The sequence below is a fragment of the Kribbella sp. NPDC049584 genome (assembly GCF_040675555.1).
In the GTDB taxonomy this organism is placed as follows: domain Bacteria; phylum Actinomycetota; class Actinomycetes; order Propionibacteriales; family Kribbellaceae; genus Kribbella.
On record NZ_JBFAPF010000004.1, the window covers coordinates 288703 to 306386 of the forward strand.

Below are 17684 nucleotides of genomic sequence, written 5' to 3' on the forward strand. Positions count from 1 at the left end.
CATTAGGCTCCGGTTGTGAAGTTCGATCGAAAAGACCTCCCCGTCGGCACCCCGGTGGTCGGCATGGTCGGCGGCGGCCAATTGGCCCGGATGACGCAGGAAACGGCCGTCGCCCTGGGCATCCAGCTCCGCGTGCTCGCCGAAGGCCCCGCCGTGTCGGCCGCTCAGGCCGTCGCGGACGCGCCGGTCGGCGACTACAAGGACCTCGAGACCGTACGGCGGTTCGCCGCGGAATGTGACGTGGTGACGTTCGACCACGAGCACGTGCCGACCGAGATCCTGCACACCCTCGAGGCGGACGGGCTGAAGGTCCACCCGGGGCCGGACGCGCTGGTGCACGCCCAGGACAAGGCCGTGATGCGCGCCCGGCTCGACACCTTCGACGCCCCGTCGCCGGCGCACCAGGTGGTCGCCACACCGGGCGAGGTCGAGGACTTCGCCAAGCGGGTCGGCGGATTCCCGATCATCCTCAAGACGACCCGCGGCGGGTACGACGGCAAGGGCGTCTGGTTCGTCGACGGGCCGGACGACGAGGACATCGCGACCGCCTTCGCCAGCGGCGTACCGATCCTGGCCGAGGAAAAGGTGGACTTCGTCCGCGAGTTGTCCGCGATCGTGGCGCGTTCGCCACATGGGCAGGCGGTCGCGTACCCGATCGTCGAGTCGGTGCAGAAGAACGGCATCTGCGTCGAGGTCACCGCGCCGGCACCCGGCCTGGCACCGGAGAGGGCCGCGCAGGCACAGCAGACCGCGCTGCGGATCGCCGGTGAGCTCGGCGTGGTCGGCGTACTCGCGGTGGAGATGTTCGAGGCGCGTGACGGACGCCTGCTGGTGAACGAGTTGGCGATGCGGCCGCACAACACCGGGCATTGGTCGATCGACGGCGCGGTCACGTCGCAGTTCGAGAACCACCTGCGCGCAGTACTCGACCTGCCGCTCGGATCACCGGCCGCGCGAGCGCCGTACACGGTGATGGTCAACGTGCTCGGTGGCGACGTCGAGGACATGCACCGCGGTCTGCTGCACTGCATGGCCCGCGACCCGGGGCTGAAGGTCCACTTCTACGGGAAGTCGGTGAAGCCGGGCCGCAAGATCGGCCATGTGACGGCGTACGGCGACGACCTCGAAGAGACCCGCGAACGCGCGCGGCACGCGGCGGCGTACCTGACCGGCACCATCGACGAATAGGACAGACAGACAGTGATTGGCATTGTCATGGGGTCGGACAGCGACTGGCCGACGATGAAAGCCGCGGCCGAGGTGTGTGCCGAGTTCGACGTGCCCTTTGAGGCAGACGTCGTGTCCGCGCACCGGATGCCGATCGAGATGATCGACTACGGACGGTCAGCCCACGAACGAGGGCTGAAGGTGCTGATCGCGGGTGCGGGCGGCGCCGCGCATCTGCCCGGCATGCTCGCGTCGGTGACACCGTTGCCGGTCATCGGCGTACCGGTTCCGCTGAAATACCTCGACGGAATGGACTCCCTGCTGTCGATCGTGCAGATGCCGGCCGGAGTCCCGGTTGCAACGGTGTCAATCGGGAACGCTCGGAATGCGGGGCTGCTCGCGGTCCGGATTCTGGCCGCGACGGACGACGAGTTGCGGGACAAGATGCTGGCATTCCAGGAATCGCTGGCCGAAGTGGCACGAGGGAAGGGCAGCACGGTGCGTGACGGGGCGGCAGAGTTGCGTAAAGCCTGAGGCAGTCGCTGGTTTCCACAGGATGGGGGCGGGTAGTCGTGAGATCCCATTGGTTGTCGTCTAAGGTCGTCGATCGTGACTCCGCCCACTGATTCGGACACGCAGCGCATACCGGTCCGCTATTGGATCTGGTTGTTCGGCGCGCTTGTCTCCTTGCTCGGCGACTTGACGATGACGTTTGCCATCGGCTGGTCCGCCACCCGTCACGGCGGCGGTGTCGCCGGGCTGATCCTGCTTCTCGCGGCGGCACCCCGAGCCGTGCTCCTTCTGATCGGCGGTGCGGTCGGCGACCGGTACGGCGCTCCGCGAGTCTTGCTGGTGAGCTGCGTGGCGATGTTCCTGGTGACTGCGGCTCTGGTTCCCGCGACCCGCGCGGTGGGGGAGCCGATCTGGCTCCTGGTCGTCCTGGCCCCGGTGGTCGGCATCATCGACGCGTTCTTCCTGCCCTCGTCCCGGTCGATGCCGCGCCTGCTCGTGCCGGCGGAGCAGGTGCCGCGGGCGCTGGCGAGTTTCCAGGTGGCGGGAGTCGTCTTCGCCGTCTCCGGTACCGCGGTCGGCGGCGTGCTGGTCAACTGGACCGGCTTGTCCGCGGCGGCGGGCTTCGACGCGATCACCTTCGGCGTCATGATCGTCGTGCTCTACCTGCTGCGCGGCACCACGGCCCCGCACGGGTCGAGGACAACCACCATGTTCCGCTCGATCGTCGACGGCGTCCGGGCGGCATTCGTACGGCCGCTGACGCGGGCGCTGCTGATCACGATGACGATCGCCGCCGGTCTGCTGATGCCGATGGATGCGCTGCTCCTGCCGCTGCTGGCCCGCGACCATCACTGGGACGCGAAGACGGCGGCCATCCTGATCGCGACCCGCAGCATCGGAGTCGGCGTCGTGTCGATCCGAATCTTGATGCGCGGCGCCTTCCAGCGCCCGGGGGTAGTCGCGATGCTCGGCTTGTTGCTGGCCGCGGTCGGATTCATCGGCCTGTCCCAGGTCGCTCCGCTCCCGCTGACCATCGCGGCCGCTGTGATCAGCGGCATCGGGGTCGGCACCTTCACCGGACATGTCCTGCCACTGCTGATGAACTCGGTCGAGCGTGAGTATCAGTCCCGCCTGCAGTCGGTCATCGTGCTCTGCCAGAGCCTCGCGCTGGTCGTGATGAACCCGATACTCGGCAGCCTCGCCGACGTCGAGAGCATCCGGATCACCGGCGTCTGCCTCGGCATCGGCGTCGCCATCGCGCTGATCGGCCTGGTAGCACTCAGCCGCCCCGTCATCCGCAGCGCGCGGGTCGCGTAGCTACGGCCTGCCAGGAGCGCGGTACGTCCAGCCCGCTGCGCGCCAGGCTTCGGCGTTCAGGTTGAGGCGGGCGTCGATGACGACCGGGTGGGTGACGAGGCCGCGCAGTGCGGCTGGGTCGAGTTCGCGGAACTCGGGCCACTCGGTGAGGTGCAGTACGGCGTGGGCGTCGCGGCAGGCCTCGGCCGCGGTCGGGGCGTAGCGCAGGGTCGGGCGGACGCGGCGGGCGTTCTCCATCGCCTCCGGGTCGTAGACGGTGACGTTCGCGCCGTGCAGCTGGATCCGGCCGGCCACGTCGAGCGCCGGCGAGTCGCGGACGTCGTCCGTACCGGCCTTGAACGCGGCGCCGAGGACGGTCACGTTCTTGCCGACCCATTCGCCGCCGAGCATCTCGTGGGTCAGGTCCACGATCCCGGCACGGCGGCGCTGGTTGATGTCGTCGACCTCCCGCAGGAACGTGATGACCTCTTCGACGCCGAGCTCGCCGGCGCGGTGCATGAACGCGCGCAGGTCCTTCGGCAGGCAGCCGCCGCCGTATCCCGGGCCGGCGTTCAGCATGCCGCGGCCGATCCGCTTGTCGTACCCGAGCGCGTCGGCGAGCAGCGTCACGTCGGCGCCGCTCGCGTCGGCCATCTCGGCGAGCGCGTTGATGAACGAGATCTTCGTGGCCAGGAAGGCGTTCGCGCCGCCCTTCACCAGCTCCGCGGTCGGCAGGTTGCACACGACGACCGGCGTACCCTCGCCGATCGGGGTGGCGAACACCTGGCGCAGCCGCGTCTCGGCGGCGTCGGACTGTACGCCGAACACCAGCCGGTCCGGGTGCAGCGTGTCGTCGACGCCGTGCGCCTCGCGGAGGAATTCGGGCTGCCAGGCGATCTCGACGCTTGTGCCGGCCGGGGCCTCGGCGTGGAAGCGGGCCTCGACGATCTTCGACGTACCGACCGGGACGGTGGAGCGCCCGACGACCAGCGTCGGCTTGGTCAGTAGCGGCGCGAGCATGCTGACGACCGAGTGCACCTGGGCCAGGTCGGCCGCCTCGCTGCCCTCGAGTTGCGGCGTGCCGACGCAGATGAAGTGCACGTCGGCCCAGTCCGCGATCTCGCGGTAGTCCTTGGTGAACCGCAGCCGGCCGGAGTCCACGTGCTTCTTCAGCAGCGGGTCCAGACCGGGTTCGTACAGCGGCGCCTTGCCGTCGTTCAGCAGCTTCAGCCGGTGCTCGTCGATCTCGACCCCGATGACGTCGAAACCGAACTCGGCCATCCCGGCGGCGGTGTTCGCGCCGAGGTAGTTCGTGCCGATGACGGCGATCCGCAGGGGGCGGGAGGTCGCTTCACTCATGTCGGGGACTCTACCCATCGTGGTTATCAGACGGTGACCGGCTCATGGCTGTGGAGTGCGCTCTTGCTCACTTTCGGGGTACGACGCCCTGTCCCGGCGGGTTGTTCGTCGTACTGTGTGACTCGTGAGTAACTCATTCGAGCTGTACGCGCTGTCGGAGGAGCACCAGGCGATCCGGGAGGCCGTCCGGGACGTCTGCGACGCCAAGGTTGCCCCGCACGCCGGGGACGTGGACGAGCTGGCCGAGTTCCCCAAGGCATCGTACGACGCGCTGAAGGCCTCGGACTTCCACGCGCCGCACATCCCCGAGCAGTACGGCGGTGCCGGCGCGGACGCGCTCGCGACGGTGATCGTGATCGAGGAGGTCGCCCGCGCGTGCGCCTCGACCTCGCTGATCCCGGCCGTGAACAAGCTCGGCTCGCTGCCGCTGCTGCTGTCCGCCTCGGACGAGGTGAAGCAGCGCTACCTGCCGCCGGTCGCCGCGGGTGACTCGATGTTCTCGTACTGCCTGTCGGAGCCCGAGGCGGGATCGGACGCGGCCTCGATGAAGACGCGGGCGGTTGCCGACGGTGATTCGTACGTGCTGAACGGCGTGAAGCGGTGGATCACGAACGCCGGGGTGTCGGACTTCTACACGGTCTTCGCGGTGACGGATCCGTCAGCGCGGTCGCGGGGGATCTCGGCGTTCGTGGTCGAGAAGTCCGACGACGGCGTGTCCTTCGGCGCGCCGGAGAAGAAGCTCGGCATCAAGGGCTCACCGACGCGCGAGGTGTACTTCGACAACGTGCGGATCCCTTTGTCGCGGATGATCGGGGAGCCGGGCACTGGATTCTCGACCGCCATGGCGACGCTGGACCACACGCGGGTGACGATCGCCGCGCAGGCACTCGGGATCGCTCAAGGTGCTTTGGACTACGCGCTCGGGTACGTGAAGGAGCGCAAGCAGTTCGGCAAGGCGATCGCGGAGTTCCAGGGCCTGCAGTTCATGCTCGCCGACATGGGCATGAAGATCGAAGCGGCCCGACAGCTCACGTACGCCGCTGCCGCGCGCTCCGAACGCGGCGACGCCGACCTGACGTACTTCGGCGCCGCGGCCAAGTGCTTCGCGTCCGACGTGGCGATGGCCGTAACCACCGACGCCGTACAACTCCTCGGCGGCTACGGCTACACCCACGACTACCCCGTAGAACGCATGATGCGCGACGCCAAAATCACCCAAATCTACGAAGGCACCAACCAGGTCCAACGCATCGTCATGGCCCGCCAGCTCTTGAAGGGCCTGGGGTAAACAGCCCCCGCGGTACTGCGCGGGCGTCTTTCGTCGCTCCGGCTGGTCAGGTGTCAGGTGATGACGAGGCGTGTGATCAGGTTGTTTTTCAGGGTGAAGGTGAAGTCGAGGTCGGCTGAGCCGCCTGGGAAGTTGCCTTCGAGGTGGTGGCTGGCTACGTAGGTCTGCGGATCGAGCTGGCGGGTGGCGATCAGTTCGGCGGTGTAGCTGTACTCGCTTGTGGCACTGCTGAGCCAGGAACGGATCTCGTCAGGGCCGTAGTAGGTCTTGCCGTCGTCCGTGACCTCGGCGTCGGCGGCGTAGCACTGCATGGCGGCGTCGAGGTCGCGGGCGATGTGGCTGGCGAGGTAGTTCTTGAGCGTGTCAGGGAGCATGGCGATCTCCTCAGATCGTTGAGATGGTGCCGCCGTCGATGGGGTATTCGGCGCCGGTGACGACGATGCGGCGGGCTTTCAGGTTCATGGCGGCCACGGTGCCGGTTCCCGGACGGGGAGGGTCAAGGAATTGACTCTCTCTCAGGGGGAGGGTGCACAGTAGCGGCGTGGGCCGAGGGCTGACGATCGGGGAGTTCGCGGTGGTGACGCACCTCAGTGTGCGCACGCTGCGGCGGTATCACGAGAGTGGACTGCTGGTGCCGTCGACAGTGGATCGGTCGAGCGGGTACCGCTACTACACGACCGACCAGATTCCTTCCGCACAGGTGATCCAGAGGCTGCGCGAGCTCGATGTGCCGCTGGTCGAGGTCAGGAAGATTCTCGGCACCGATGATCCTGCCGTCCGCTCGGAGTTGATCGCTGGACACCTCGATCGGCTGCAGGACTCATTGGATCGGACTCGCGCCGCCGTGACCTCGCTCCAACGGCTGCTTCGCCCTGTCCCGGGCGACGTTGTCGTCGAGCTGCGCTCGGAGCCCGCGCGACTGGTTGCCGGGATCACCGATGTGGTCGACCTGGCTGACGTGCTGGCGTGGTACGCCGGTGCCATGGCGGAGATCGACTCGGCCGTTGCAGCTCGGACGCGGCTCGGGCCGCCCGGTGGTCACTACGACAACGCTCTCTTCACGGCCGGCCGCGGCACCGTCGTTGTCTACCGTCCGATCGCCGATCCACCCGCCATCGGTCGCGTGCAGCCGATCGAGCTACCCGCTGCCGAACTCGCGGTGACGATCCATTCCGGGCCCCACGACGACATCGACGTCACCTACGGCCGCCTCGGCTCCTGGGTTCACGACCATGCCTTGGGAGTCGCCGGCCCGATCCAGGAAACCTACACAGTCGGCCCTCAGGACAACTCTGACCCGGCTACCTGGCGCACCGAGTTGGCCTGGCCGATCTTCCGGCTGTCCGGCGCTGGTGGAGAGTAGGGCCGCTAGGGAAGTGTGTGCCCGGCGGCTGTGAAGAGGTGGTACCACTCTTCGCGGGTGAGGCGGAGGGCGGCGCCGGTGGCGGATTCCTTCACGCGGGATGGGTTCGTCGTGCCGATGACGATCTGCATGTTGGCGGGGTGGCGGGCTATCCAGGCGATGGCGATCGCGTCCGGAGTCACGTTGTACGCGGCCGCGAGTTCGTCCAGAGCCTCGTTCAGCGGGCCGTAGTTTTCGCGGTCGCCGATGAAGACGCCTCCGGGTGGCGGCTTCTGGACGGAACCCCAGGTCTGGATCGTCATGTCGTTCAGGCGGCTGTAGTCGAGGATGCCGAGGTCGCGGTCGGCGGATTGGTCGAGGCCCATGATGTTGGCGGCCAGGCCCTGCGCGACCAGGGCTGCGTTCGCGATGCTGAACTGCAGTTGGTTGGCGACCAGGGGCTGACGGACGGATCGGGCCAGCAGCTCGATCTGGCCGGGAGTGTGGTTCGAGACGCCGAACGCCGCGACCTTGCCGGCCGAGTGCAGTTCGTCGAAGGCCTTGGCGACCTCGTCGGGCTCCATCAGGGTGTCCGGCCGGTGCAGCAGCAGAATGTCGAGGTGGTCGGTCCGGAGCGCGGTCAGCGACTGCTCGACGCTCGAGACGATGTGCTCATAGGAGAAGTCGAAGTACCCGGAACGGATGCCGACCTTGGACTGGAGCGTGATCTGGTCGCGCTCCGAGGCGGGCACCGCCTGCGCGTCGCCGTACCGCTGCTCGCAGCCGTGGGAGCCGCCGTAGATGTCGGCGTGGTCGAACATCGTCACGCCGGCGTCGCGCGCCGTTCCGACCAGCTCCCGGATCTCGGCGTCGCTGAGGTTCTTGATCCGCATCAGCCCCAGCACGACCCGCGACACGGACATCCCGGCTTTGGTCAACTCAACCGTCTCCATGACAGCTGGTTGTATCACCTGGCGCCGAACACGGCGCGGATCATCTCGAGGAAGCCGTAGCCGTTGTGGCTGTCGGGGAGCAGCGCCGAGCCCTCCGTCCACTCGTTCCACGCGTTGACGGTGATGATCGGGTGCGGTTGACCGTGCCGTTCCAGGAACGACTTCGCCATCAGCAGCCCCTCCTTGAACTCCTCCGGCGACGGATCGAACGTCGTCGTCCACGGGTACCGTCCGCGGACGAACTCGCGATCCTGCGCGGTCCGCGGCGACGCGTCCCACCCGACCGTCACGTTCGGATAGAACGGTACGTCGAGCTCCGCGGCGTACCGCTCGTACTCCGCGAACGCGGCCGCGCGCAGCGGGCCGATCCCGGCGCGCGGGAACTCGAACCTGCCGAGGTCGGCGTGATGAACCCAGACGTACGACGTCGCGGACCGGAACCCGAGCTTCCGCACCAGCTCGGCGGGATCGTCGAGCGTGATCGCCGCCGGGAGTACGCCGATGCCCCACACCACCGCATCCAGATGAAGTCCCTCGAACCCGGCCTGCCGCGTCTGCTCGTCGAACCACCGCAGCGCGTCAGCCGTCTCCTCGACGCCGCCGAGCCCGGCGATGAGGTTGCCGAGTTCGTAGATCGTCAGCCAGGGCCGGCTGTCGACGGTCAGGTAGTTCGGGCGCGCGAAGTACGCGTCGATGACGTGCCTGGCCATCCGCTCGAAGGCAGCGCGATCGATCGCGCCGTTCTTGAGCCGTTGCGGCGACTCGTTGGCGGGATCGTCGTGCGGGAAGATGTTGACGAGTTCGTGGTTCGCCCACATCAGCGCGAACGTGATGTCGTCGCTGTTCCGCGCGGCGAGCAGTCCGTCGTCGAGGGCGCCCTGGAGATAGGGCCCGTCGTCGTACCAGTAGTAGTCGACGAGAAAGCCGTCGACGCCGTACTCCTTGGCCAGGCGAATCTGATGTTCGGCCGCGGCCGGGGTCGCCTCGTCGAAGCGCCCGTCACGGGGAATGCGTGGCTGCCGGTGCCCGTCGAAGCGTGGCTTCGCGGCCTCGAGCAGCCTCCACTCGTCCCAGCCCTGCCCGAACCACGTCGCGTTCCGCTGATCGGCGTGCCAATCCGGGAAGTAGTACGCGAGCACCTTCGGCCGCTCAGCCACGCTGCGGGTCCGCGCCACGTGGGTTGTTCGTGAAGTGCTCCGGGCGGATCAGCACCGCCGTACGCCGGTCCGCGACCATCTCGCGGTCGTACTCGTCGAGATCCGGATGTACGCCTCCCGCCGCCGCGTAGATGTCGCGCAGCAACACGCGCAGACGCTCCGCGTCGATCCCCGGCAGCGGGTCGTCGGGCCCGGCCAGCTCGACCGATCCGCTGACGCCGATCCACTCCCAGCCCGCGCGGAACACCAACGTCGCCTGCGGGGTCCGCCGCAGGTGAGTGAGCTTCGCCGTGTGCCCGCGCGCGACAAACGCCACGACCGGCTCACCCGTCAGGGGATGGTCGAGGACGCCGGCATTGACGACCGAGGCGGCCGGCTCGCCGGACCGGCGCTGCGTGATCGCTACCGCCAGGAAATGATCCCGCCGCCCGAGTTCGTTGATCCGCTCAAGTCCTTGCATGCCACGAAGCTAACGGACCGTGGTCCGGTTATCAAGTGGCCAGAGCGTCGGCTGGATCGCCGGGTCCGTGTAATCCGGGTCGGGGTTCTGCCGGACGAGCGTGTCGTTGGGATGCGCCGAGCCGGGACGCCAGCGGTTGTTCGCCGGCTGCAGATGAATGGCGATCGACCGGCGCGGCGCCGTACTCAGATTGGCCGAGCTCCCGTGCACAGTCCGGCAGTGGTGGAAGCTGACCTGTCCACGCTTCATCCGCGGTACGACGGGAGTCGGGTCGAACCCCTGCGCCGCGATCGACGCCTCCAGCCCCGCGTTGTCCTGCGAGAAGAAGTCCAGCCCGGTCACGGACCACCGATGGCTCCCTGGCAGGAACCCGACCGCCCCGTTCACCTCATCCACGTCGTGGAACCCGACCCACGCGGTGAGCATGTCGTCCGACGTACACGACTGCCAGTACTGCCGATCCGTGTGCCACCCGACCTTCGCCGAACCACCTGGCGGCTTGAACAACAACTGGTCGTGCCACAACCGGATCCCGTCCGCGCCGGACAACGCGGCCGCCGTCGCACCGATCGCCGGGTGCCGTACCAACGCGGCCAACTCGTCGACCCGCAAGGACGAGTAGTCGTTCTTCCGCAGTACGTCGCCGTCCGCCGCCTGCCACCCTCGCGTCGCGGGCAGATCGGGCAGCGTGTGGTCGTGGTCGCCGGCGTAGAACCGCTCCATCCCGCGCTCGGCTGCATCGAGTACGTCGGACGGCACGATCACCGGCGAGATCCAATAGCCGTTCTCGCGGTAGAAGGCGATGTCGTCTGCTCCAGGTCGCTCCATGCGGACCAACCTAGGAAGGCATGGACGAACAGGCGTTGCCGATGTTCAGGCAACTGGACACAATCTTCAGGTGTCGTTGCACCGTCCCAGTGGGCTCCGCGCCGGATTCCACGCCGAGGGATTCGCGGGGGAGAGCGGTCTGCTGCATGCGGGTGAGCAGTGGGTGCCCGAGCAGTTCCTGATCGAGTCGCATCAGCATCCGGTCTGGGAGATCTACCTGCAGCAACACGGCAGCACGCACTGGGTTGCCGGCGGCGAGAGCTACGTCCTCCACCCGGGCCATCTCTTCGCCGTACCGCCCGGCCTCACCCATCACCTGGCCGGCCGTTCCGGCAACCACCACTTCTACTTCGCCGCGATCGACCGCGAACCCGTCGTACGACGCCAGCCTGCGCTCGGGCTGCCCTGGCCTAAGACCGTCGTCCATCGTGAAGCGGGTGAGCTCGCGCACGCCTTCGCGCAACTGGTCCGCGAGGTCACCACCCGCTACGAGTACGCCGACACGGGTCTGACGCTCGCGGTCGACCACCTGGTGTTGGCGGTGTCCCGGTGTCTCGCGCCGGCCGCCGTGCCGCAGCTTGCGATGCATCCGGCGGTGCGGGCCGTGAAACGCCTGCTGGACCAGGAGTTTCACGAGCGATGGACCCTGCGGGAGCTAGGCGACCGAAGCGGGCTCGCCCCGGCGTACCTGGCCGAGCTGTTCACCGCCGAGCTCGGCCAGCCACCGCACCGGTACCTCAACGAACGCCGGATCGAGCGCGCCCGCCAACTCCTCGAGACCAGCGACATCACCATCACCGCGCTGGCCGTCAGCCTGGGCTTCAGTTCCAGCCAGCATTTCGCCCGCGTGTTCCGTCAGCTCACCGGGACCACCCCCACGGCATTCAGATCGTCACCAGCGCGGTGACGCCCAGCGCGACCCCGACGAGATAGGTGCCCATGGCACCGATATCGCGGAGCGGTCCGTGGCTGGCCAGCGTACGAGACGTCAGCATGCCGGCCGCGTGCACGGTCCGGACGAAGACGGCCGCGATCGCGAGGACGTCGACCACCCAGCTGTCGGACAGGACCGAGCAGACCAGCAGCAGCACGATCATCGTCGGGATGTACTCCGCCGCGTTGCCGTGCGCGCGGACCGCGATCAGCAGCTTGTCGGACGGATCGGTCGGCATCTGATTGCCGCCTCCGCGCAGAGCTCGGTTGCGTGTGACGTTGGCGCCGAGTAGGAACAGCAGGATGCCCAGCAGCGCGATGCAGACGATGGTGACGGTGTCGAGATTCATACGAGTACTCCTTCGAACAAACGACTCACGATGGTTTGACTGAGTTGGGTGCCGAGCAGGGCATCGGTCTTGTGCATACCGCCCGGGCAGGTGACGTTGACCTCGATCAGCCGGCCGCCGATCACATCGAGACCGGCGATGGCGAGGCCGTGCTTGCGCAGGACGGGCCCGAGGGCGGCGACGATCGCGTGGTCGTCCTCGTCGAGTTCGGCCGGTGCGATCGGTGGCCCGATCCGGAAGTCGTCGACGGCCGGCCGGCGAAGTACTGCGCCGACGATGTCGCCGTCGAGCAGGAACAACCGTTTGTTGCCATGTGCAACAGCCGGCAGGTACTGCTGGGCGATCACCTGCCGCCGTCCGCCGTGGCTCGCGGACTCCAGGAGTGCGACCGCGCCTTGGTCGTCGTGCACGAGCCAGACGTCGAGTCCCGCGAATCCGTCGACCGGCTTGACCACGGCCGTGCCGACGCGAGCGACGAATGACCGCAGCTCTGCGGGATCCGCTCCGACATAGGTGGCCGGACAAAGCTCGGGGAAGTGCAGCGCGACCAGCTTCTCGTGCATCGCCCGGATGCCTTCCGGCCGGTTGATCACTCGCGTACCGGCCCGCTCCACCAGATCCAGCAGGTACGTCGTGTGCAGGTACCGCGAATCGACCGGCGGATCGATCCGCAGGTGCACCAGGTCAAGCGAGGCAACGTCGACAACGGCGGTCTCGAGCTCGTCCCACCAGGTCGCATCGACGATCCACCGATGGTCGCCACGGATCGCATGGCGCGGCCGAAGCCGGATCCGTCGGGCACGAGCCCGCACCCGGCCGTCGACCACCGCAAGCTCCTCCGGTCCGCAACACCAGACCTCGGACCCCAGCTCCTGAGTCGCGCTCATCAAGCCGACACTCGCGTCGATGTCACCCGCGAGGCCGACCAGCGGATCGGTCACAAACAGAACCCCGCCGCTCGTACCGGCGCTCACGCCGCCGCTCGTACGGCCGTTCATGCCGCCACCTCCGACGGCCATACCAAACCGTATGGTACGGCGGCGGCGGGGAGCGCCAGGTCGCGTGATAGCTGAGCGTTCCGAGTGTGCTCGCCCGCGGCGACGGTGCGCCACAGTTCGGCCAGCAGAGGGCGCTCGGGTTCGAGTGCCTCAAGTGCGGCGCGCCGCAGCGCGTCGTCGTACATCAGCCGACCGAGTACCCCGATCGCGCGTTCGACGCCGGCTGGTTCCTGGGCGTCGAGGAAGCGGACCTCCAGGTACCTGCCGCGTGGACGCACCGGCGGAAACAGCGTGCTCACGTGCGCCTCCGCCCCATCCAAGAACCTCGTCGCCCCGGCCGCGAAGGCGGTGTAGGAGCTGACTGGCTCGCCGCGAAGCACAAGGTCGTCGAAGCCGGTGCGCGTCGGATCGACGTCCAGCCAGGTGCTCAACCGCCCGCCATCGCGTGCGAACGCCGCCGCCAAGAACGGTCCGGCGAGATTCAGCACCCGCCACTGCTCGATCCCCGCCGCGCCCGGCCACCAATCCAGGCAGATCTGCGTCGACGCGGTCCGCCGCATCATCCGCCGCCCGGCCGGCCCGATCGTGTCGAAGTGCCGCTGCATCGCGACGTACCGCGAAGAGGTCAGCTGCAGCGGCACATCGGTGCGCGGATCCACCGGGATCGTCAGCAACCTGATGCCGTCGCGGCTCAACCGACTCCGCAGGTCCGCCGTCAGCGCACCGAGATCCCCGACCGGATCGAGCGACGGTGGCAGGCTCAGCTCGAGCTGGCCGCCCGGTTCGAACGTGATGTACGGCGCCGCGACCGCGCCGGCGGCGGCCCGCCGTACCCGCTCGATCGGGACCACGCCGCCGTCCGCGTCGGCGACGACGTACTCCTGCTCGACCGCGACCCGGACCGTCCGCCGGCGCCCCCGCGCGAACAGGCCCGCAACCACCGGGTGAAGCTCCATGGCATCCATCGGGCCCTCCCTGATACCGTAAGGATTCCTGTCGAAATATTGGAAGGTATCCTTACAACATGTCAAGGGGTTATGCCGAACCACATCTCGATCGCAAGCCGTTGATCGCTCTGGTCGACCGGGCCAACCGGGCGATGCAGAACGACATGGTCCGGCGCGCCCACGCTGAAGGACATACCGAGGTGAAGATGGCGCACAACTCCGTCTTCGGCACGCTGCACGCCGAGGGCGCCCGGGCCGCCGACATGGCCGTCCGCGCCGGAATCACGCGGCAGTCGATGGGCGAGATCATCCGTGAGATGGTCGGGCTCGACCTGCTGGAGATGCAGTCCGACCCCGCCGACGGCCGGGCCAAGATCGTCAGGTACTCCGAGCACGGTCTGGCGGTGGCGGGTGACGGCTTCCGGTACCTGGGTCAGCTCGAGCGTCGCTTCACCGAGGAGTTCGGTGAGCAGGAGTACGAGATCGCCCGGGACGTGCTGGCCCGCCTGGTCGACGTACTCGACCGGTTCGCTGCCGAGGAGTCTCAGGCCTCGTCGTCGGTCGGAGGCAAGGTCGGGTAGTCGACGATCGGGTAGAGGCCGACGGTGAAGCCGTACGTCGTGTCGCCGGACCGGGGGAGCTGGTCGAAGCTGTGGATCAGCCGATCCACCTGCTGCCAGAACTCCGCCGCGCGCTTTTCCGGGATCCGGGCATGCCGGATGAACGAGCGCAGCTCACCCGCGTCGTACGCCGGTTTGGACTCCTCGGCAGCGACCTCGAAGTCGTTGAAATCATGGGGCAGCATCCCGTCCGGCCCCTGCCGTCCGAGTCCGACGTAGAACATCCGGGCCGCACGGCCGTAGAACCGCTCCTCGATCGCCCGCACCCGCCGGGTCCGGACCACCCGGAGGATGCCCGCGTCGGTCAGCACCTTCACGTGGTGCGCGACCGTGCTCTTCGGCCGGCCGACCGCGGTGGCCAGCTCGGTCACCGTCGCGGCCCGCTCGTGCAGCAGCCCGAGAATCGTCGTCCGCAACGGGTCGCTGATCGCCCGCACCTGCTCCGCGGTGGTCAGCTCGACGGTGTCCGCGAGCTCGTAATCGGGGACCGAACTGTTGATCGACATAGTCTGAATAGACTAACATCGCCGATTGTTCGAGATATCTGGATCATTGGAGCCGACGATGGCTGAGATCGTTCTGTACCACCACTCGCAGGGCCTCACCGACGGGGTGAAGGCGTTCGCGGAGGAGCTTCGGCAGGCGGGGCACACCGTCCACACGCCCGACCTGTACGAAGGCAACACGTACGCGACCATCGACGAGGGCATGGAGTACGCGCGTGCGACGGGCTTCGGGACGATCGCCGAGCGCGGTGTCGAGGCGGCGCAGAACCTGCCGGCGAATGTCGTGTACGCCGGTTTCTCGCTCGGCGTCGTGCCTGCCCAGCAGCTGGCGCAGACCCGGCCGGGAGCGGTCGGCGGGTTGTTCTACTACTCGTGCCTGTCGGCCGAGGAGTTCGGCGCCTGGCCGGAAGGCGTGCCGGCGCAGGTGCACGCGATGGAGGAGGATCCGTTCTTCGCCGAGGAAGGCGGCGATATCGACGCCGCGCGCGCCCTGGTCGCCGCCAACAGTTCCGTGGAGCTGTTCCTCTACCCCGGCAAGGAGCACCTCTTCGCGGACTCGTCGCTCCCCGGCTACGACGAGCCCGCCGCCAAACTCCTGATGCAGCGCACGCTGGACTTCCTGGGCTGAGGCCGATGGCGGGTTGTTTCGCCGCTAACGCGTAACAACCCGCCAGCCGGTCAACAACCCGCTAGCCGGCGACGGCCTCCGCCTCGACCGGCGACGCCTCGGCGACCGCGCGGCGGGTGGGGATGAAGGAGGCGATCGCCAGGGCGGCAAGGGCGGCGCCTGCGCCGATGAGGAGGACCGTTCGGAAGCCGCTCTGCGAGGGCAGGGTGTAGCCGCCGAGACTGATCGTCAGGTTGGCCAGGATCACGCCCGCGACCGCGCTCGAGACCGACGTTCCGATCGACCGCATCAGCGTGTTGAAGCTGTTCGCAGCCGCGGTCTCCGAGACCGGTACGGCGGCCATGATCAGCGCCGGCATCGCGCCGTACGCCAGACCGATGCCGGCGCCGATCAGCAGCGAGACCAGCACGAGCTCCCAGACCGATCCCATCAGCACGCTGCCCACGGCGTACCCGGCGGCGACCACGACGGCGCCGAGCATCAACGTGACCTTGGGGCCGCGGGTGTTCGAGATCTTCGCCGAGAAGGGCGCCGCGATCAGCATCACCAGGCCCGACGGACCCATCACCAGACCGGACGCGAGCATCGACTGACCGAGTCCGAAACCAGTGGCCTTGGGCATCTGCAGCAGCTGCGGCAGGACCAGTGACATCGCGAACATCGCGAACCCGAACACCATCGACGCCAGGTTGGTCAGCAGCACCTGCGGGCGCGCCGTCGTCCGCAGGTCGACGAGCGGCTCTCTGGTACGGCGTTCCCACCAGCCCCAGGCGAGCAGCGCGACGACCGCGAGAGCGAACAGGCCGAGCGTCCGGCCGCCCGTCCACCCCCAGTCGGCGCCCTGAGAGATTGCCAGCAGCAACGAAATCAGGCCGATCGACAGACCGAGGCCGCCGAGCAGGTCGAACCGGCCGCCGGAGCGTACGGACGACTCCGGGACAAGCCGCAGGACCAGCCCGAACACGATCACGCCGAGACCGGCCGACAGCCAGAACATCGTGTGCCAGTTGAAGTTTTCGGCGAGCAGCGCTGCCAGCGGCAGGCCGAGTGCGCCGCCGACACCGAGCGAGGCGCTCATCTGCGCGGTCGCCGTGCCGAGCTTCTCGCTGGGGAGTTCGTCGCGCATGATGCTGATGCCGAGCGGGATCACGCCCGCGGCCAGGCCCTGCAGCGCGCGACCGGCGATCATCGGCACGAGTGAGCTGCTCAGCGCGGCGACGACGGAGCCGGCCACCAGCATGCCGATGCTGATCAGCAGCATCCGGCGCTTGCCGTACATGTCGCCGAGGCGACCCATGATCGGGGTCGCGACCGCGGCCGCGAGCAGTGTCGCGGTGATCGCCCAGGCGGTCCCGGCGGCCGACGCGTTCAGCAGTCGCGGCAGCTCGGGAACCAGCGGGATCACCAGCGTCTGCATCAGCGCGACCGTGATCCCGGCCGAGGCGAGCACCGGCACCACGGCATCGGCGCGCACGGTTGGAGCAGCGGACATCATCAGCCTCCGGGGCAGCGAAAGATAGTTGGTTTGTGCAACTACACGTTAAGTCAGGCAGTTGACTTAAACAAGTCCGCGAGGCAAGCTGGAGGGGCACCCGCGCGGAGGTAGTGGGCAATGACCGACAGCGACACGACCTCGGACCGGTGGCGCTGCGGGAGGTAAGGGTGATGTGGCGATGATGATGTCGAAGACGGATCGATCCGCGAGGGTGAGTGCGACGCGGGACCTGATCCTCACGACGGCCGAGCGGATGTTCGCCGAGCGCGGCGTACACGAGGTGTCGAACCGGCAGATCAGCGAGGCGGCCGGGCAGGGCAACAACACCGCGGTCGGCTACCACTTCGGGACCAAGACCGACCTGATCCGGGAGATCGTGCGCAAGCATGCGGTGCCGGTCGAGGATCGGCGCCGCGAGCTGATCGCGGAGCTCGGAACCGATCCGGATGTCAGGGACTGGGTGACGGTGCTGGTCCGGTCGGCGACCGACCACATGAGCAGCTTGGGTCCGCCCAGCTGGCTCGCGCGGTTCAGCGCCCAGCTGATGTACGACCCGTTGCTGCGCGAGATCCAGCTCCAGGAGTCGCTGAACTCACCGACCCTGCAGCGTGTCATCGAAGGGCTCGCCGAACACCTCGCGGAGCTTCCGCCGGCGGTTCGGATGGAGCGTGGTGACATGGCCCGGCATCTGATCATCCAGATGACGGCGGAGTTCGAGCGGGCGCAGGCCGAGGGTACGCCGACGGCGCGGGCGTCCTGGCAGGAGATGGCCGACGGCCTGATCGACGGCATCGTCGGCCTGCTGACCGCCCCGGTGACTTCCTGAGCTGACCTGGCGGGGCTG

General features: G+C 68.1%; 20 protein-coding genes. 9 read left to right on the plus strand and 11 right to left on the minus strand.

Annotation, left to right across the window (positions count from 1 at the left end; translation table 11 throughout):
• Nucleotides 1-15 precede the first annotated feature (15 nt).
• From AB0J62_RS17610 to AB0J62_RS17620, 3 genes are all read left to right on the plus strand, one after another.
• Nucleotides 16-1188 (plus strand): 5-(carboxyamino)imidazole ribonucleotide synthase, encoded by a 1173-nt coding sequence (locus AB0J62_RS17610; protein WP_363871307.1) that lies wholly within the window; start codon nucleotides 16-18, stop codon nucleotides 1186-1188.
• Between the two features lie 27 nt (nucleotides 1189-1215).
• The gene (purE, locus tag AB0J62_RS17615; protein WP_363871994.1) at nucleotides 1216-1701 is read left to right on the plus strand and encodes a 5-(carboxyamino)imidazole ribonucleotide mutase; all 486 of its coding nucleotides are present in this window, start codon (nucleotides 1216-1218) and stop codon (nucleotides 1699-1701) included.
• 75 nt (nucleotides 1702-1776) lie between these two features.
• Complete coding sequence (locus AB0J62_RS17620; RefSeq protein WP_363871310.1) at nucleotides 1777-2997, plus strand: MFS transporter; 1221 nt, start codon at nucleotides 1777-1779, stop codon at nucleotides 2995-2997.
• On the opposite strand, the gene AB0J62_RS17625 is transcribed toward AB0J62_RS17620, so the two are convergent.
• Nucleotides 2998-4335: a UDP-glucose/GDP-mannose dehydrogenase family protein gene (locus tag AB0J62_RS17625; protein ID WP_363871314.1), complete on the minus strand. Its 1338-nt coding sequence runs from the start codon at nucleotides 4333-4335 to the stop codon at nucleotides 2998-3000.
• Between the two features lie 124 nt (nucleotides 4336-4459).
• Here AB0J62_RS17625 and AB0J62_RS17630 point away from each other — a divergent pair, with 124 nt between their 5' ends.
• Nucleotides 4460-5623, plus strand: coding sequence for an acyl-CoA dehydrogenase family protein (locus tag AB0J62_RS17630; protein ID WP_363871317.1), 1164 nt, complete (start codon nucleotides 4460-4462; stop codon nucleotides 5621-5623).
• 53 nt (nucleotides 5624-5676) lie between these two features.
• Here the strand turns inward: AB0J62_RS17630 and AB0J62_RS17635 are convergent, their stop codons facing one another.
• Nucleotides 5677-5997 (minus strand): nuclear transport factor 2 family protein, encoded by a 321-nt coding sequence (locus AB0J62_RS17635; RefSeq protein ID WP_363871321.1) that lies wholly within the window; start codon nucleotides 5995-5997, stop codon nucleotides 5677-5679.
• Between the two features lie 167 nt (nucleotides 5998-6164).
• Between AB0J62_RS17635 and AB0J62_RS17640 the strand changes: the two genes are divergently transcribed.
• On the plus strand, nucleotides 6165-6986 hold the full coding sequence (locus AB0J62_RS17640; protein ID WP_363871324.1) for a MerR family transcriptional regulator: 822 nt from the start codon (nucleotides 6165-6167) through the stop codon (nucleotides 6984-6986).
• A gap of 5 nt (nucleotides 6987-6991) precedes the next feature.
• Here AB0J62_RS17640 and AB0J62_RS17645 read toward each other — a convergent pair whose 3' ends face one another.
• The 4 genes from AB0J62_RS17645 to AB0J62_RS17660 are packed head-to-tail and all read right to left on the minus strand — an operon-like array spanning nucleotide 6992 to nucleotide 10363.
• A complete protein-coding gene (locus AB0J62_RS17645) occupies nucleotides 6992-7918 on the minus strand; it encodes an aldo/keto reductase (protein WP_363871327.1) in 927 nt (308 codons plus the stop codon).
• Between the two features lie 14 nt (nucleotides 7919-7932).
• Entirely contained in the window at nucleotides 7933-9075 is a 1143-nt protein-coding gene (locus tag AB0J62_RS17650) for a glycoside hydrolase family 99-like domain-containing protein (protein ID WP_363871330.1), read from the minus strand.
• Nucleotides 9068-9535, minus strand: coding sequence for a pyridoxamine 5'-phosphate oxidase (locus AB0J62_RS17655; protein ID WP_363871334.1), 468 nt, complete (start codon nucleotides 9533-9535; stop codon nucleotides 9068-9070). The genes AB0J62_RS17650 and AB0J62_RS17655 overlap by 8 nt, the downstream gene beginning before the upstream one ends.
• A gap of 9 nt (nucleotides 9536-9544) precedes the next feature.
• Nucleotides 9545-10363 carry a phytanoyl-CoA dioxygenase family protein gene (locus AB0J62_RS17660; RefSeq protein ID WP_363871337.1) on the minus strand — a complete coding sequence of 273 codons (819 nt, stop codon included), beginning with the start codon at nucleotides 10361-10363 and terminating at the stop codon, nucleotides 9545-9547.
• Nucleotides 10364-10433: 70 nt separating this feature from the next.
• Between AB0J62_RS17660 and AB0J62_RS17665 the strand changes: the two genes are divergently transcribed.
• Nucleotides 10434-11270: an AraC family transcriptional regulator gene (locus AB0J62_RS17665; protein ID WP_363871340.1), complete on the plus strand. Its 837-nt coding sequence runs from the start codon at nucleotides 10434-10436 to the stop codon at nucleotides 11268-11270.
• Here AB0J62_RS17665 and AB0J62_RS17670 read toward each other — a convergent pair.
• From AB0J62_RS17670 to AB0J62_RS17680, 3 genes are read right to left on the minus strand one after another with little or no spacing between them, the layout of a single operon-like run.
• Nucleotides 11248-11646 (minus strand): MAPEG family protein, encoded by a 399-nt coding sequence (locus tag AB0J62_RS17670; protein ID WP_363871343.1) that lies wholly within the window; start codon nucleotides 11644-11646, stop codon nucleotides 11248-11250. The two genes, AB0J62_RS17665 and AB0J62_RS17670, sit on opposite strands and share 23 nt — an antisense overlap.
• Complete coding sequence (locus AB0J62_RS17675) at nucleotides 11643-12644, minus strand: hypothetical protein (protein WP_363871346.1); 1002 nt, start codon at nucleotides 12642-12644, stop codon at nucleotides 11643-11645. Before AB0J62_RS17675 ends, AB0J62_RS17670 begins: the two co-directional genes overlap by 4 nt.
• Entirely contained in the window at nucleotides 12641-13609 is a 969-nt protein-coding gene (locus AB0J62_RS17680; protein WP_363871349.1) for a glutamate-cysteine ligase family protein, read from the minus strand. Before AB0J62_RS17680 ends, AB0J62_RS17675 begins: the two co-directional genes overlap by 4 nt.
• A gap of 59 nt (nucleotides 13610-13668) precedes the next feature.
• Here AB0J62_RS17680 and AB0J62_RS17685 point away from each other — a divergent pair, with 59 nt between their 5' ends.
• Nucleotides 13669-14172, plus strand: coding sequence for a MarR family winged helix-turn-helix transcriptional regulator (locus tag AB0J62_RS17685; RefSeq protein ID WP_363871352.1), 504 nt, complete (start codon nucleotides 13669-13671; stop codon nucleotides 14170-14172).
• Here the strand turns inward: AB0J62_RS17685 and AB0J62_RS17690 are convergent.
• Entirely contained in the window at nucleotides 14136-14717 is a 582-nt protein-coding gene (locus tag AB0J62_RS17690; RefSeq protein WP_363871355.1) for a helix-turn-helix domain-containing protein, read from the minus strand. The genes AB0J62_RS17685 and AB0J62_RS17690 overlap by 37 nt on opposite strands.
• Nucleotides 14718-14775: 58 nt before the next feature.
• Here AB0J62_RS17690 and AB0J62_RS17695 point away from each other — a divergent pair, with 58 nt between their 5' ends.
• On the plus strand, nucleotides 14776-15345 hold the full coding sequence (locus tag AB0J62_RS17695) for a dienelactone hydrolase family protein (RefSeq protein ID WP_363871358.1): 570 nt from the start codon (nucleotides 14776-14778) through the stop codon (nucleotides 15343-15345).
• A gap of 61 nt (nucleotides 15346-15406) precedes the next feature.
• On the opposite strand, the gene AB0J62_RS17700 is transcribed toward AB0J62_RS17695, so the two are convergent.
• Nucleotides 15407-16837 carry an MFS transporter gene (locus tag AB0J62_RS17700; protein ID WP_363871361.1) on the minus strand — a complete coding sequence of 477 codons (1431 nt, stop codon included), beginning with the start codon at nucleotides 16835-16837 and terminating at the stop codon, nucleotides 15407-15409.
• Nucleotides 16838-17051: 214 nt separating this feature from the next.
• Between AB0J62_RS17700 and AB0J62_RS17705 the strand changes: the two genes are divergently transcribed.
• Complete coding sequence (locus AB0J62_RS17705; RefSeq protein WP_363871364.1) at nucleotides 17052-17666, plus strand: helix-turn-helix domain-containing protein; 615 nt, start codon at nucleotides 17052-17054, stop codon at nucleotides 17664-17666.
• Nucleotides 17667-17684 lie beyond the last annotated feature (18 nt).